The following is a 15,528-nucleotide window of genomic DNA, read 5'->3' as shown; positions in this document are numbered from 1 at the left end:
GTTAAGGCGCCCAATACACAGTGACCGGCTTCAGTCCCTGCTTGAGAATACTGCGCACCGGCATTTCCATTTCATCACTACCGAGCAGGGCTTCACGATAAACCTTGAGTTTTTCCTCACCGGTAATCAGTAGCTTGATATTTTTTGCCTGTAAAATGGCATTTAGGGTCAGCGTCATACGTTCGGTATTGGTACCGGTTACGGCACTCTGTTGCGCGGTAATGGCGCTACACAATTTCTCCGAATCTGGATTTAGTGCTTCTGCAAGCCCTTGCGCATGGGGAAATAAAGAAGCGGTGTGGCCGTCGTTACCCATTCCCAGAATGCACACATCAAAGGGGCGCGGCAGCTCGTCATAGGCGCGCTCACAATCAGCTTCACCCTCTACAGCACTACTATGAGTGTTTTTCATGCCCAGCAAAGTGGCCTCGGCGGCATTATTTTGCAGTAGGCTGTTTTCAATAAATGCCTGGTTGCTGCCAGTGTGGGATTTTGCTACCCAGCGTTCATCCACCAGCGCCGCCGTAATCTGCGCCCAGGGCAGTGGACGCTTGGAAAGTTCGCGATAAACCGGTTCCGGAGTACTGCCTCCCGAGACAAGAAAAGTGGCTTGACCAGACTCTTTAATGCCTTGCTGCAGTTCGCAGGCACAGTCGTAGGCCAGTGCCTGTACCAGGCGTTCACGATCGGTAAAGAATTTCTCTTCTGCCATGAATACTTCCATCCATCGTCATGGATTACCTTAAAAATAGGTAATCCACAAAATCATTAGTAGGCGTTAAACCATTGGCGACCATCACGCGCTAGCAGTTCGTTAGCTTCTTCTGGTCCCCAGCTACCCGCAGGATAGGGCTTGGGCTGATTTTCGGTTTCACGCCAGTGTTCAATAATAGGGTCCACCCAGGCCCAGGCTGCCGCCACTTCATCGCGGTGAATAAACAGGGCCGAGTTATTGGCAGCGGCATCGAGCATCAACCGCTTATAGGCATCACTGCGGAAGCTGTCATAAGTGTCTGAAAGCGTTAAATTCAATTCCGCCGGCTGTAGCTCAGTGGTCAGGCTATCCATTTTCTTGGCCATCAAAATCAGCCGGATGCTCTCTTCCGGCTGCAAGCGGATAACCAAACGATTGGGGACAACATTGCCGGCACTCTCGTCATAGACTAGGTGGGAAACTTTTTTGTACTGCACCACAATTTCCGCACAGCGTTTTTCCATACGCTTGCCTGTACGCAGGTAAAAAGGTACTCCCGCCCAACGCCAGCTATCGATATATGCACGCAAAGCGACAAAGGTTTCCGTGGCACTAGCGCCACCTTCCAGATCATCCAGATACCCCGGCACCTTTTGACCATTAATTTCTCCAGCAACATACTGGCCACGCACAACGTTTTTATCTACCAAACCGCCCTTTAGTGGGCGCAACGCCTCCAATACCTTGATTTTTTCCGCTCGAACATTTTTCGCGGTCATGGAATTCGGAGAATCCATAGCGATCAGGCACAAAAGTTGTAAAAGATGATTTTGCACCATATCCCGCAGCGCACCGGTTTCATCATAAAAACCCGCGCGGCCTTCAAGGCCGACAGTTTCAGAAATACTAATCTGTATATGGTCAATAGTTTTTGCATCCCAAAGGTGCTCGAACAATACATTACTAAAACGCAAGGCCAGCAAGTTTTGAACGGTTTCCTTACCCAGGTAATGATCGATGCGGAAAATACTATTTTCCGGAAAGTAACTCGCAATTTTGCTATTGATTTCGTCGGAAGTCTGCGCGTTATAACCGAGAGGTTTTTCTACCACCACCCGGGAATTTTTACTAATTAAGCCTTTGGATGAAAGGTTTTCACAGCAGGGGCCAAAAACACCAGGGGGAATCGCCAAATAAAAAATTCGTACTCGCTCGGGATCTGATTCGAGGATGTCCGATAAGTGCGTCCACTGTTGATCCGGTACAGAAATATCCAGGGCCACAGGGCGTAATAACTGGCTAAAACCAGTCCAGATGGAATTGCAATATTCACCATCGCGCAAATGCTGCTGTAGGGCCTGAAGTGCCACATTTAGATATTGATCGGCGTCTTGCTGGTGGCGACAAACAGGAAGAATTCGGCAGCCCTCTGCTAAGCTGCCCTCTCGGTAAGCGCGATACAGTGCTGGAATCAACTTGCGCAGGGCAAGATCACCACCACCACCAAATAACACCATATCAAATGGGTTAGACATAAATTTTGCTCTGAAATCGTTTTCTACTGCGCCGTTTCTTTTGAGCGACACATATTAATAAAGGATACTGGCACCACTCTCGGCACCACTGGCGATAGCGCGCATATTGGCAAAGAGTTCCCGGCCCATACCGCGGGCGCTATTAGATAAATCGCACTGAGCGAGTTCGCGCGCATGTAATTCCGTTTCATCCACCAAGACCCGCAACACGCCAGCTTCGGCATCTAGCTCCACTATGTCACCATCGCGCACCTTGGCAATGGGGCCGCCTTCGACGGCCTCAGGAGACATATGAATAGCCGCCGGCACCTTGCCGGAAGCACCGGACATCCGCCCATCGGTGACCAGGGCCACTTTGAAGCCTCGATCTTGCAGTACACCCAGGGTTGGAGTCAGCTTATGCAGTTCAGGCATACCGTTTGCTTGTGGTCCCTGAAAACGCACTACCGCAACAAAATCCCGTTCCAGCTCGCCAGCTTTGAAACGCTCCAGCAATTCATCCTGGTTATGCAGCACAATCGCCGGCGCTTTCACCTTGAGATGCTCTGGTTTAATCGCGGAAACTTTGATCACACTACGACCGAGGTTGCCCTCCAGTAGCTGTAAGCCGCCGTGATGGGAGAAAGGATCGCTAACAGGGCGAATCACTGTAGTGTCGCCGCTCTCTTTCGCCGTTGGCCGCCAAACTACACCATCACCAGACTCGTTGAGGAAGGGGTCTTGGCAATAGGACTCAAGACCACTATCACCCAGCACCGTGCATACATCACCATGTAACAGGCCAGCCTCAAGCAACTCACTCATCAGGAGTTGCATACCGCCAGCTGCCGCAAAGTGATTGATATCGGCTGTACCGTTCGGGTAGACATGGCACAACAGAGGCACCACTTCAGAGAGGTCGGCCATATCCTGCCACGTGATCTGGATACCGGCAGCTCGCGCCATCGCTATTAAATGCAGCGTATGGTTGGTGGAACCACCTGTGGCGAGCAGTCCCACAATACCGTTAACAAATGTTTTTTCTGTGAGGATTTTCGCGATGGGTGTGTGCTGGCTGGGCTCAGTAATTTTTGCTAACTGTGCCACCGCCGCTTCATTAAGTGCATCGCGCAGGCCAGTGCCAGGATTGACAAATGAACTGCCTGGCAACTGCAGGCCCATAATTTCCACCAACATCTGGTTGCTGTTAGCGGTGCCGTAAAAAGTACAGGTGCCAGCACTGTGGTAAGAAGCGCTCTCCGCCTCCAACAATTCGGCACGACCAACCTTGCCCTCAGCATAGAGCTGGCGAACTCGTACTTTTTCCGCATTAGAAAGCCCAGTGGGCATTGGGCCCGCCGGTACAAAAATTGAGGGTAGATGTCCAAAAGCGAGGGCACCGATTACCAGTCCCGGCACTATCTTGTCGCAGATACCGAGGAACATAGCGCCTTCAAAGACATCGTGGGAAAGGGCGATGGCTGTGGACATGGCAATGACATCGCGGGAAAAGAGACTCAGCTCCATACCTGGCCGCCCCTGCGTCACCCCATCGCACATCGCCGGTACCCCACCGGCTACTTGCGCAGTGGCACCGTGACGCGCCGCCGCCTCTTTCAAGCGTGGCGGATAAAGCCCATAGGGCTGGTGCGCTGAGAGCATATCGTTATAAGCGGTAACAATCCCCAGATTGGGGCCACGCCCGGAAACAATAAGCTGTTTGTCCTTTTCTGGAGAGGCTGCAATAGCATGGGCCAGATTGCCACAGGACAGGTGCGCAGTGGCACGCCCTTCAATGTGCGCCTTCTCCACCTGAGCTAAATACTGAGCGCGGGTTTCCTCACTGCGCTGGATAATTCGCCCGGTAACTGCCTGAACCTTGCTGTGAACCATGACTCTTCCGTATTAATTCTGCTCGATGCACGCTTGAGCTGACATCGATGCCTTATTGCGGTGGCGGCACAGCCACCATTGAGTTTTCATCCCTGAAAAGGCCTTTCGGCAAGTAAAATCCCGCCGCCTGACTGGGTTGTAGTGCGGACGAAGCCCTATCACCCGGCAGGCGATGAACAAGCTGGAGAATTCCATCGCCCACCCAGCAAAAAAAGTGCACTTTTTTTTCAGGAAAAACTAATAGGCTTGATCAATACCCCTACCAAACCTCAAGAAATGCAATTTCTTACCAGGCCTAATTTTTACCGGAGCCCACTAACTCTATCGGATACTAATGGGCCAGTGAGATCAAAACCTCCCCCCTCCAGATGGAGTAGAAAGCTCACAAACCTCAAATGGCACTAGCAAAATAAGGCCCTGCAAGCTTGATGAAGCGCATTATGTAGTAAAACTACAAAAAAGATCAAGAGCCAGTCTCTAGCCGACACAAGAACCAAGCCATTAGCCTGGGAAGGCCAAGTGAAACGATGCGAAATCCTCCAATAAAGAGAATTAAACGCCACAATAGCAAGATATACGGGAAATATATTTTTGGTACCAAAAGGTAATAATGTAAGAAAATTACAAAAAGATGTCAGATCAGTATATTTTGCTCATGCCCACTACCGCCATTAACCGGGATTACTAGCTGCTGCCAAACTGTCAGTACCGAGTGATCCTTTTTACTTCGGATGGTCCGAACAAAGAAGATGAGATGAGCTTGAGGCTAAGGCCTCCCCAGGGCAGGTTTTGCTAGAGGAATCGGTGCCGATGAAAGTCACCATTAACGACGTTGCCGCACGCGCAGGCGTATCAATAAAGACAGTTTCCCGGGTCATCAACAATGAACCCTCTGTGCGCCCCAGCACCCGCGAGCGGGTCATGCAGGCGGTACAAGCCCTAAACTACCGTCCCAACCTGGCCGCACGCAATCTGGCAGGTACCCATTCCTATTCCATTGCCCTTATTTACGACAACCCCAATGCCTACTATGTGATCGACATGCAAAACGGCATCCTCGAAGCCTGCCGCGAACGGGGCTACGAACTGCTTATCCATCCTGGCAGTGGCCGAAGAGAAACCATCCATGAAGAGTTGCGCAAACTAATAGAGCAAAGCCGGGTTGCCGGACTGGTACTCACTCCCCCTTTCTCCGAGACCCGGGAAGTTATCGATACTTTGAAGTCACTGGATGTGGAGTTTGTACGGATAATTTCCTCTGAAGGTTGCGGCCAGGGAGAGGAAAACTGCATTGCAATTGATGACGAAACCGCCGCTTTCACAATTACCCAACATTTATTGCAGCTGGGGCACAGACAAATTGCCTACCTTGGCGGTGGCGCCGAACACTTATCCACCCTCAGCCGACTAGCGGGTTACAAAAAGGCCCTGCAAAAAGCTGGCTTACCTTTTACTGAAGAGCAGGTCATAGAGGGCGAATATTCCTTTGACTCCGGCGTAGCCGGGGCGACCGCCTTATTACACTCAGTCACCCCTCCCACGGCCATCTTTGCCGGTAATGATGAAATGGCTGCAGGAGCACTTTTTGCCGCGCGCATGTTAAACATTGAGGTGCCCCAACAACTTTCTATCGCTGGCTTCGAAGACAGCCCCTTTTCACGCCAGACCTGGCCGAAGCTCACCACCGCTCACCAACCGAACGAAGATATTGCCCGTCGCGCTGCAGAACTGTTATTGGAGCATATTCATCGCCGTGGAGGACAGGAAAAAGAACAACTAAACGGCGTAAAGTCAGATAGCAATTACCGCAGTTTTACGCCGAGTCTAATCGTGCGAGAATCCAGCGGTCCGGTAGTTGAGAAAGCCTACAACCCTCAAACTTGATTGAGAGGCAGGCACACTACTCACCATAAACCTGACGCCCACCGATCCAGGTTTTTTGCACATTAAAACTACGGTCGAGCAAAATAAAATTCGCTTTGGTTCCAGGAGCAATACTTCCGCCCTGCGAACCCAGAAACTGGCAAGGATAGAGGCTTGCCATTCGCAAGGATTCACAGATATCCAAGCCACACCAGTCGCTGATATTACGCACTGCCCCCATCATATCCAGATGCGAACCGGCCAACTCTCCGGTACTTGAAGTGAGCTTATCCCCCTCTCTAGTTACCACCCGATCAAATAACGGAAAGCTCAGCGCATCACTCCCCACCAGGGACATGGCATCAGTCACAAGAAGCAGCTTTCCACGCGGCTTAACCTTGAGCGCCAGAGTAATAGCCTCGGCACTGACATGATGACCATCAGCAATAATTCCGCACCAGGCTTCGTCGCTAACAAGAGCGGATCCCACCATACCCGGCTCGCGAGAATGCAACGGCGACATGGCATTGTACAAATGTGTAAAACCCACTGCGCCAGCCTGCAATGCCGAACGCACGGTTTTCCCATCGGCATTAGAATGCCCCAAACACACCCGCACCCCCATAGAAGACAATCGACTGATATCCTCCATGGGCACTGTTTCCGGCGCCAGGGTAACAACCTTGATACCCAGATCCTCTCGCGCATAAATTTCCCACTCCTCATCGCTAAGAGGACGAATAAATGACTGCTCATGAGTCCCCTTTTTCGGCACGCTAAGATGTGGTCCTTCAAAGTGGATACCGATCACACCGGGTACTTGCTGATGCAGCGCAGCACTAACCGCATTCGCAGCTTCCTGCATAATATCGAGACGGTCGGTAATCAGCGTGGGGAGAAAAGCTGTAGTGCCGAACCGGGCATGAGCCTCGCCCATTGTACGTAGTCCTGCAACATTGGGCTCTTGGTTAAACAGTACACCACCACCACCATTCACCTGCACATCCACCAACCCCGGCGCCAATAGGCCCTGTAAATATGTCGCTGAGGACTGCGGGGATTTTCCAACGGAGGCAATGCGACCATCATCGTCGATAATCAGTGACACGTCCTCCAAGATCCGTTCACCATCAAAAAGCTTCTCTGCGACCAGGGCGAAAGCCACAACCTCTCCTTAACACTGAATATTATTTACACCGAAATTTCTGGCAGATTATTATACGGTCTGAGTGACCTTTTTTAGGCCTGCCGGCTCATCAGGATTAATACCGCGGTTTACTGCAACATGGGCAACATCGATATAAAAGCGCTGCAGCAAAGCAAGGGGGGCGATGCGGGGATGTACTCCTTTACTCGGCACATGCAGATTGATCAGGCTTGCCCCTCTTTGCACTATGTCATCAATTTGCTCACTATGCGCCTTGAATGACTCATCCTCAATAGGGACATTTACCACGGTCAGCTTGTCCTCAACAAGAGTTACCGGCCCATGCAAAAATTCTGCACTGGAAAAAGACTCCGCATGGATATTGCACACTTCTTTTAATTTCAGCGCCAGCTCGCGGGTTATGGCATAACCGGGACCGCGTCCGAGCACCACCAGATTCTGCACCGAAGCCAGATCCTCAGGTCTCAATTGTATCTCTGCGCGAACAGCAGCTTCTAAAGTTTCAGGTAGTTTTTCCAAGGCCAGGCGCAACGCCTTGTCACCACTCCAGCAAGCCACCAACTGCAAAATTGCCGAAAGCGTGGCCAGGTAACTTTTGGTTGCTGCCACCGCTTTTTCCGGCCCCGCCTTCAAGGGAATCAGTAAATCGACAATATCCTTGATTGGCGCCTGCTCATCATTCACCAAAGCTACCGTATAGGCGCCGCACTCCCTGGCCATCTTCGCCTGAGCCAGAATATCCGGACTGCGCCCCGACTGAGAGATCACCAGCACCAATGCCCCTTCCAATTTCAATCGGCGTCCATACACACTGGAAACTGAAGGCGCCGCAGCAAAGGTGGGCGTCCCTGTTTCTATTTCGATCAGATACTTGGCAAAAACACCAGCATGGTCAGAAGAACCCCGCCCAACAATCATGACAAAGCGCGGAGCATGAGCTTGCAAACGCTCCCCCAGGCGCTCCATCACTTTCGCATTCGTTTGTAGCTGTTCAGCAATTCTTGCCGGAGCCTCTCGGGCTTCGGCCTCCATAATCGTCGTAGTCATTCCATCATTCACTCAGGCTACCCCTCCCCCCGAAACCGGACTCCCAGCAAACTTTTTGGAGGAATCCAACTATCAGTTTATGTGCAGGTAGCACATAAAGAGCGGCTGTTTTAATAGCTGGGGAGGTCATTGTCACTTCTTTTATCAAACCATTTTCAACTCATTCCCGATAAGCGTATAAAGCTTCCCAAAGCAGGCCTACACGAGAGAAACAGGAGATTTCACGCCACAAGACGCTTATACCCTAATCATCTATGCTTTCTAATAATTCCCCGACATCAATCGGGCAATGCCTACAGGAAAAATCGATGACAAAAGCGGGTGGCACGCCAATACACCATTTCTGGCGAGTTATAACGCTCCTAATCCTATTACTATTTATTAACAGTTGCTCCAGCATCCAATTTGCCTACAACAATGTGGATTACTGGATTCGCTGGAAAGCCCAAAAATATGTAGAACTGGACCGCACCCAAAAAGGTGAGCTGCAGGGCGCACTCAACAGCTTTTTTCGCTGGCACCGACAGACCCAACTCCCTCGCTACGCCGACTTTTTGAATAACCTAGCAAAAAGGGTCGATGAGGGAGCACTGGAAAAGCCCAACTTGCAACCTATCGATAAGCAGGTCTATCAGTTTTTAGCAGCCGCCAGTGAAAATGCTTACAACCTGATGCTGCCTTTGGCAGCGCAGTTGAGTGAACAACAGATTAATGAACTACAAGGCAATATGTGGAGAAAAGAGCAAAAGAGATTGGAAAAATGGCAACGTTCTCCGGAAAAAGTACAACATAAGCGCGACAAAATTATCCGGAGAGAAAGCATTCGCTGGCTCGGCGCCCTTACCGAAGAGCAAAAAAAAATGATTACCGCCTGGGTATCCAAAATGGAGTACAACCCTCTACAGCGCATCGAGCAACGAAGACTCTGGCAATCCAAAACCTTCGAATTATTGCGTAACAAACCGGAGGGATACCTGGAAAAAATCCGCAGCCTACTGCTCAACCCAGAACAACTCTGGTCGCCAGAATATCGCCAGAATCAGGAACAGCGCCAACAGCAGGCGCAAGAACTGGCCAAAAAAATATTAACGAGTACCAGCCTTGAACAACGCCGACATCTCAGTAAAACACTAAGAGAATACGCGCAGGATTTTCACTCCCTCGCCAACCAATAAAAATACCGAAGAAAAAAGATAAAGCGCACTTATAAGCCAATGCACCCTAAAAAGTAACCTTCAAAAATCGTAACATGGGGCTGACTAAGCCCAGCTCATACTGCTAAGCTCGCCAACTCTAATGACCAGCCAGGGGACTTCACGTGCAAATCGAATCCGCCAGTTTTGACCAGTTAGCCGAGTGGGAAAAAGAGCTGAGCTCCCACTATGAGCGCATCCGTCAACACGAGCTAAATCTGGATATCACCCGTGGCAAACCCTCCACAGAACAGTTGAATTTATCCGACAAGCTGGACGGAATCCTGTGTAACGATTACCGCGCCGCAGGAGGCACTGACACCCGCAATTACGGCGGTTTAATCGGGCTCACTAGTGCCCGTGAACTTGGTGCGGATATGCTTCAAGTACCCACAGAAGAGGTTATCGCCGCAGGCAACAGCTCCCTAACCCTGATGTATCACGCAGTGCTAACCGGCTACCTGTTCGGCTTTGCCGGCAATACCCCCTGGCGAGAATTGAAAGCCCCCAAATTCCTCTGCCCTGTGCCCGGATATGATCGGCACTTCAGTATTTGTGCACAACTGGGGATCGGTATGGTCAGCATCCCCATGAATGATCAAGGACCTAATATGGACCTTGTAGAAAAGTATATTCGTGAGGACAATGAAATTATCGGTATCTGGTGCGTGCCCAAGTACTCCAATCCCAGTGGTATCACTTACAGTGATGAAACCGTAGAGCGCCTGGCTCAGCTCGGCCAAATCGCCAATCCAGGCTTTCGAATATTCTGGGATAACGCCTATGCTGTACACGACCTTGGACACTATGTCAGTCTCGCCAGCATTCGTGCTGCCACTCTGGAAAATGACACTGTGGACTCAGTGCTTCAATTTGCCTCCACCTCTAAAGTCTCCCATGCCGGAGCCGGTGTCGCATTTGTCAGTGCCAGTAGTGCCAACCTGCAATCCTTGCAGCAACAGATGCAGACCATGACTATTGGCCCAGATAAAGTGAATCAGCTGCGCCACTCACGCTTCTTTACCGAATTCACCACCCTGAAGGAACACATGCGCAAGCATGCCAATATCCTTAAGCCCAAATTTGACTGTGTGCTGGAACACCTGCACAACGGTCTGGCTGAAATGGATCTGGGCCAATGGGAAAAACCTCAAGGAGGGTATTTTGTCTCCTTCAATACCCGCAAAGGCTGTGCCAAGGCCGTAGTCAAGTTGGCAGCAGAGGCCGGTGTAAAACTCACCCCTGCAGGTGCCACCTTCCCCTATGGCAAAGATCCTGAGGACAGCAATATCCGCATAGCACCGAGTTTCCCCCCCCTGGAAGAACTCGACACCGCCATGTCGGTGTTTGTACTGTGCGTGAAACTAGCCAGTGTGCGCCAGAAGCTGGAGCAACAGCGAAAGGCAGGATAACCTTCTGAAATGGTTTGGCAGAGAATCAAAAGGGCGGCATTAAAAACTGCCCTTTTGATTCAAGCAGCGTTTTCGCTTGAGAGATAGCGTCGTGCGAACTTCTCATCGGCTAAATCTAAATCGACCACCACAAGCCCATCAACGGAATCACAAAAGTCTGGATCAACATTGAAGGCGTGAAAACTAGTGCCACCCGGCTTGGTTAATGCAGCATACTTTTTGAAAAGTGGCGGTAAAACCACCCCCTCTTCACGCAACACCAGTTTTAACTGGCGCATATCCGCAATTGAATCCCCAGAGAGATCTGGCAGAGGTGCACCGGCTTGCAGGAAAGGCAGACGCGCATCGCCCAGTGGGTTTTGCGGAGCAAAATAATGGGAAAAATATCTTACAATTGCCGACTTTGCCCGCACCGAAAATGTTCCCGGCATAGAAACAGGGCCAAATAAATAGCGTACTTTATTGCGCAAGACCCACTGGCCGATAGCACTCCATAGCAAATCCAGCCCTTTGCCCCTCCAGTATTCAGGCAGTAAGAAACTGCGACCAAGTTCTGCCGAACCCGGCAGGCAATATCGCGGTGGGGAGGGATAATTGAACAGGGTGCTGCTGTAGATTTCATTCTCTGCCAAGCTCTCGGTGCCCGCTATACGGTAGGCGCCCACTATCTGCTGGCAATGATGGTCCCACAGTAGCAAGTGGTCATAGTGCGCATCAAATGCATCCCAATCCCGACTCTGCCCTGTTCCCTCACCCACTGCCCGGAAAGCCACTTCACGCGTACGCGCCAGCTCACGCATAACTGGGCAATCCGGCCGCTGTCGATAGAGTCGCACGGAGAAGTTCCCCTGGGAGGTCAGAGCTTCACAGCTCTCGATTATTTTTTTCACCTCCCCCCGAGACTCAGCAGCGGCAATAAGTTCCGGCCCCAGAGGCGCGGGAGAACGATGCAATTTATAAACATGTTTGCGCCAGAGAGCCGCCTGGGCACGGGGAGTTAGCGGCCAACTGCGGAAGTGCTCCGCTTCCAAGGGGCGGCCAATACGGATATCAATACCACGGCTGGCCTGCTTAAACATTTCTCGAATAAGCCAAAGGGTTGAAAGTGGTTTATTCAGCATCGACAGGCCGTAGAACCACCAGGAATTTCTGCCGAGCACTTGCACAGGTAAGATCGGTGCATTGGCCTTCTCAGCAAAGCGGACAAACCCAGGGTTCCAGCGCCCATCGCGCACCCCCTGGGGGCTTAGGCGTGAAACCTCACCGGCGGGAAAAATAATTACCGCCCCACCCAGGCCGAGATAATCATAAATCCCTTGCACATCGGCACGGCGGGTACGTCCGTTAAAGTTATCTACCGGCAAAAAATATGGACGCAATGGGTGAATATTCCATAAAAGATGACTGGCAATTGCACGCACATCCTTGCGCACTCTGGCAACCATATCGATTAATGCCAGGCCATCCAGGCTGCCCAGGGGATGATTAGCCACAATAATCAAGGGCCCAGTCACTGGCACCCGCTCCAATTCCGAAGGATTTAACTCATAGCGGAAGTTGAGGTCACTAAATAATTGGCGAATAAAATCCAACCCTCCCAAGTGAGGGTAACGCCGCCCAAATTCTACAATCTGTTCCTCACAACAAATTTTTTTAAGGGTAGCGGAGACCAATTTTCGTGTGGGCTTTTGCGGCGCTGCGCTGTACCAGGCATTTTTTTGTAACAGTGTTTCAAGCTGAATCATGCGGCCACCACCTCTGTCATTATGCTGGCTATTTTTGGGGCCCGGTACCAATGAAGCAGTTCCAGGCTGCCATCTTGTTGTTCTACCACGGCACTCATCGAGTCAACCCAATCACCGCAGTTTGCGTAAGTAACCGTACGCCCACCTCTGTTCTTATTGCGCAGCGCCGGGCGATGAATATGCCCACAGATAATCCCATCCATCCCCTTGGCCTGAGCCTCACCCACAGCAACATTTTCGAAATCGGTCATCATTTGCCTGGCTGCACTCACACGGTTCTTTACTTGGCTGGCCAGAGACCACCAGGGCTTGTTGAAACGGCTGCGCCAATAATTAATCCAGCGGTTAAATCGCAGCATAAGATAGTAACTGCGATCCCCAATGTGGTAACTGAACGGATTAATTTTGATATTATGTTCAAATTGATCGCCGTGGGTTACCCAGTAGCGTTTACCGCTGGCAGCTGTGTGAATCCAATCGCGCTCGATACGAATATTGCCCAAACGTTTACCCGCCCAGCTGCGCATGGGGGCGTCGTGATTTCCGGGAATATAAATAACCTCCGGAGTAAGACTGCTTAACTCCGAAAGCATCCCTAACAACATGGAGGATGCCTGACACCAGGTGCCCTTCCCTTTAGAGAGGGCATACATATCGAAAATATCCCCTACCAGGTACACCTTATCGGCACGATTCTGTGCCAAGAAATCCGCCAACCGATGAGGCTCACTGTCTCTACTGCCCAAATGGACATCAGATATCCACAGCGCATGGTAGCGATTGCCCATAGCAAGGCTCCAACCTTTGACCAGTAATCAACTCGCGTAAAGACTGATAACCTGCCTGCCGAGCGCCAACCTATGCCATGCAGTGGAATTTATCGGTCAATAGTTTGCAAGCCGCGAACAGGCGAACGCTTATTGGATATCGATCAAATACCATTAAGGCCAATGATCGCCTGCGCAGTCACTTTGCAGCGATTTGATGACAGTCCAGAGGACCTTTATTGAAGCTTATATTGCAGTGAAACCCGCTAGACTGCGAGGGCTTTAGGCGCCCGAATCAGCCTGGCCCAAGGCCAGCTGATTCGGTAAAGAGGAGAGGGTTATTCGGTGTCTTGGGGATGACGAATGGGCGGCGCAAAGGGAAACTTTGCAACTTTATCGCCTTTAACTTCGACAATTTTGCCTGTCCCCTCTTTTTCCACCTCATCGATACGCACAATACTGTGCATCGGGATATAGGAACGGGTTACCGAGGCAAACTCGGTTTTTAGCTTTTCTTCACTGGGGTCCACTACCAGCTGGGCCTTCTCCCCGAAAACAAATTCCTCGACTTCAATAAAGCCGTACATATCGCTCTGATAAATCGCCCGGGCATAGAGTTCATACACCTGGCTCTGGTTGTGGAAAATCACTTTATATATCGGGTTGGCCATAAGTCTCTCAGGATGGGGAATACCCCGAAGCTCGAAGTTGTTCAGAAAGCGGGCAAAGCCCGAAAAAGCGCGCAAGAATAGCACAGGTTCTCAACCGCTAATATAGCCATCTATGCAGTGCCGGGTCCTGTCGCTATAATGCCCCACCCGTTTAATTGACCAGTTTTTAATCAGGCACGATATGTCCGATACACCGGCGAAAAAGCTATACATCAAAACCCACGGCTGCCAAATGAATGAGTACGATTCCGCCAGGATGCGCGATCTACTCGGCGAGTCTCACGCTATGGTACCCACTGACGATCCCGAAGAGGCGGACGTTCTCCTGGTCAATACCTGTTCCATTCGCGAGAAGGCTCAGGAAAAACTGTTCCACCAGCTGGGTCGCTGGAGGCGCCTCAAGGAAAAGAATCCCGAGTTGGTTATCGGCGTCGGAGGCTGTGTAGCCAGCCAGGAGGGCGAGGCTATCGCCAAGCGCGCGCCCTATGTAGATCTGATCTTCGGCCCGCAAACTCTACACCGCCTTCCAGAAATGATGGAAACCAAAGAGCAGAAGAATGGCGTGGTCGTTGTAGATATCAGCTTCCCGGAGATCGAGAAGTTCGACCGATTGCCACAACCTGAAGCCGACGGAGCCACGGCTTTTGTCTCCATTATGGAAGGTTGCTCCAAGTACTGCACATTCTGTGTAGTGCCCTACACTCGCGGCGAGGAAGTAAGCCGCCCAGTCGCCGATGTACTGGAAGAAGTTGCACACTTAGCAGAGCAGGGTGTCAGGGAAGTGAACCTACTTGGCCAGAACGTCAATGCTTACCGCGCCGCCGGGGTCGACGGACAGGAAGTGGACTTCGCCGAGCTGATCACCTATGTAGCGGCAATTGATGGCATCGACCGCATCCGCTACACCACATCGCATCCGGTAGAGTTCTCCGATGCTTTGATCGATGTCTATGCACAGGTGCCTGAACTGGTCAGCCACCTGCATCTGCCAGTGCAAAGTGGCTCCGACCGCATTTTAATGGCCATGAAACGTGGACACACCGCGCTGGAATACAAGTCCAAGATTCGCCGCCTGAAGAAAATACGCCCGGACATCTGCCTGTCTTCGGACTTTATCGTGGGCTTCCCCGGTGAAACCGACAGAGATTTCGAAGCTACCATGAACCTGATTCAGGAAGTGGGCTTTGATATATCTTTCAGCTTTATTTATTCCCCGCGCCCAGGTACTCCGGCAGCGGATCTCCCCGACGACACCCCGGAAGACGTCAAAAAAGAGCGCCTGCAGCTTTTGCAAAACCGTATCAACCAGCAGGCCCAGGCAATTGCCCGGCACATGGTAGGTAATACTGAGCGGGTTTTGGTGACCGGAGTTTCCAAGAAGGATCCAGGCCAGCTGCAAGGACGCACTGAGAACAACCGGGTGGTTAATTTCCGCGCCGATGACCTGGCCCTGATCGGCAAATTTGCAGATGTGCTGATTGAGGAAGCCCTGCCAAACTCCCTACGCGGCACTTTACTCACCTCGGAACTGGAAGAGGACTTATTCTGATCTGAGGCATTG

At 51.2% G+C, this 15,528-nt stretch carries 12 protein-coding genes; 4 read left to right on the top strand and 8 right to left on the bottom strand.

Features of this window, described 5'->3' with window-relative positions; translation table 11 throughout:
* Position 1: 1 nt before the first annotated feature.
* Genes pgl through edd form a run of 3 tightly spaced genes read right to left on the bottom strand, consistent with a single transcriptional unit; the run spans position 2 to position 4,101 of the window.
* On the bottom strand, positions 2 to 712 hold the full coding sequence (gene pgl, locus ACJJIC_RS07710; RefSeq protein ID WP_444910320.1) for a 6-phosphogluconolactonase: 711 nt from the start codon (positions 710 to 712) through the stop codon (positions 2 to 4).
* 56 nt (positions 713 to 768) lie between these two features.
* On the bottom strand, positions 769 to 2,229 hold the full coding sequence (gene zwf, locus ACJJIC_RS07705) for a glucose-6-phosphate dehydrogenase (RefSeq protein ID WP_444887006.1): 1,461 nt from the start codon (positions 2,227 to 2,229) through the stop codon (positions 769 to 771).
* A gap of 54 nt (positions 2,230 to 2,283) precedes the next feature.
* Positions 2,284 to 4,101 carry a phosphogluconate dehydratase gene (gene edd / locus ACJJIC_RS07700; RefSeq protein ID WP_445356715.1) on the bottom strand — a complete coding sequence of 606 codons (1,818 nt, stop codon included), beginning with the start codon at positions 4,099 to 4,101 and terminating at the stop codon, positions 2,284 to 2,286.
* 810 nt (positions 4,102 to 4,911) lie between these two features.
* On the opposite strand from edd, the gene ACJJIC_RS07695 reads away from it, so the two are divergent.
* Positions 4,912 to 5,985: a LacI family DNA-binding transcriptional regulator gene (locus ACJJIC_RS07695; protein WP_444910322.1), complete on the top strand. Its 1,074-nt coding sequence runs from the start codon at positions 4,912 to 4,914 to the stop codon at positions 5,983 to 5,985.
* 16 nt (positions 5,986 to 6,001) lie between these two features.
* Here the strand turns inward: ACJJIC_RS07695 and nagA are convergent, their stop codons facing one another.
* Positions 6,002 to 7,129: an N-acetylglucosamine-6-phosphate deacetylase gene (gene nagA, locus ACJJIC_RS07690; RefSeq protein WP_444910323.1), complete on the bottom strand. Its 1,128-nt coding sequence runs from the start codon at positions 7,127 to 7,129 to the stop codon at positions 6,002 to 6,004.
* A 51-nt stretch (positions 7,130 to 7,180) separates the two neighbouring features.
* On the bottom strand, positions 7,181 to 8,191 hold the full coding sequence (gene nagB-II / locus ACJJIC_RS07685; RefSeq protein WP_444910324.1) for a glucosamine-6-phosphate deaminase NagB-II: 1,011 nt from the start codon (positions 8,189 to 8,191) through the stop codon (positions 7,181 to 7,183).
* Between the two features lie 296 nt (positions 8,192 to 8,487).
* Here nagB-II and ACJJIC_RS07680 point away from each other — a divergent pair, with 296 nt between their 5' ends.
* Together ACJJIC_RS07680 and ACJJIC_RS07675 are read left to right on the top strand one after the other, a co-directional pair.
* Positions 8,488 to 9,354, top strand: a complete 867-nt coding sequence (locus tag ACJJIC_RS07680; RefSeq protein WP_444910325.1) for a DUF6279 family lipoprotein — start codon at positions 8,488 to 8,490, stop codon at positions 9,352 to 9,354.
* A gap of 143 nt (positions 9,355 to 9,497) precedes the next feature.
* The gene (locus ACJJIC_RS07675) at positions 9,498 to 10,784 is read left to right on the top strand and encodes an aspartate aminotransferase type Ic (RefSeq protein WP_252083064.1); all 1,287 of its coding nucleotides are present in this window, start codon (positions 9,498 to 9,500) and stop codon (positions 10,782 to 10,784) included.
* Positions 10,785 to 10,843: 59 nt separating this feature from the next.
* Here ACJJIC_RS07675 and olsF read toward each other — a convergent pair whose 3' ends face one another.
* The 3 genes from olsF to ACJJIC_RS07660 form a co-directional block, all read right to left on the bottom strand.
* Positions 10,844 to 12,529 (bottom strand): bifunctional ornithine lipid synthase OlsF, encoded by a 1,686-nt coding sequence (gene olsF / locus ACJJIC_RS07670; protein ID WP_444910326.1) that lies wholly within the window; start codon positions 12,527 to 12,529, stop codon positions 10,844 to 10,846.
* Positions 12,526 to 13,317, bottom strand: coding sequence for a UDP-2,3-diacylglucosamine diphosphatase (locus ACJJIC_RS07665; RefSeq protein ID WP_444900017.1), 792 nt, complete (start codon positions 13,315 to 13,317; stop codon positions 12,526 to 12,528). Before ACJJIC_RS07665 ends, olsF begins: the two co-directional genes overlap by 4 nt.
* 317 nt (positions 13,318 to 13,634) lie before the next feature.
* Positions 13,635 to 13,967: a DUF1820 family protein gene (locus ACJJIC_RS07660; RefSeq protein ID WP_211214910.1), complete on the bottom strand. Its 333-nt coding sequence runs from the start codon at positions 13,965 to 13,967 to the stop codon at positions 13,635 to 13,637.
* Between the two features lie 181 nt (positions 13,968 to 14,148).
* Between ACJJIC_RS07660 and miaB the strand changes: the two genes are divergently transcribed.
* Positions 14,149 to 15,516, top strand: a complete 1,368-nt coding sequence (gene miaB, locus ACJJIC_RS07655) for a tRNA (N6-isopentenyl adenosine(37)-C2)-methylthiotransferase MiaB (protein WP_444883981.1) — start codon at positions 14,149 to 14,151, stop codon at positions 15,514 to 15,516.
* Positions 15,517 to 15,528: the final 12 nt, after the last annotated feature.

It is taken from the genome of Microbulbifer mixtoriginis (SeqCode), assembly GCF_052468275.1.
The sequence above is the reverse complement of the archived record's forward strand: the minus strand, read 5'-3'. Positions and strand labels throughout refer to the sequence as shown.

What these genes read in the sequence shown, in the direction of transcription:
- pgl (WP_444910320.1), bottom strand. Translation starts at nt 712, where the DNA reads ATGGCAGAAGAGAAATTCTTTACCGATCGTGAACGCCTGGTACAGGCA.
- zwf (WP_444887006.1), bottom strand. Translation starts at nt 2,229, where the DNA reads ATGTCTAACCCATTTGATATGGTGTTATTTGGTGGTGGTGGTGATCTT.
- edd (WP_445356715.1), bottom strand. Translation starts at nt 4,101, where the DNA reads ATGGTTCACAGCAAGGTTCAGGCAGTTACCGGGCGAATTATCCAGCGC.
- ACJJIC_RS07695 (WP_444910322.1), top strand. Translation starts at nt 4,912, where the DNA reads ATGAAAGTCACCATTAACGACGTTGCCGCACGCGCAGGCGTATCAATA.
- ACJJIC_RS07680 (WP_444910325.1), top strand. Translation starts at nt 8,488, where the DNA reads ATGACAAAAGCGGGTGGCACGCCAATACACCATTTCTGGCGAGTTATA.
- olsF (WP_444910326.1), bottom strand. Translation starts at nt 12,529, where the DNA reads ATGATTCAGCTTGAAACACTGTTACAAAAAAATGCCTGGTACAGCGCA.
- ACJJIC_RS07665 (WP_444900017.1), bottom strand. Translation starts at nt 13,317, where the DNA reads ATGGGCAATCGCTACCATGCGCTGTGGATATCTGATGTCCATTTGGGC.
- ACJJIC_RS07660 (WP_211214910.1), bottom strand. Translation starts at nt 13,967, where the DNA reads ATGGCCAACCCGATATATAAAGTGATTTTCCACAACCAGAGCCAGGTG.
- miaB (WP_444883981.1), top strand. Translation starts at nt 14,149, where the DNA reads ATGTCCGATACACCGGCGAAAAAGCTATACATCAAAACCCACGGCTGC.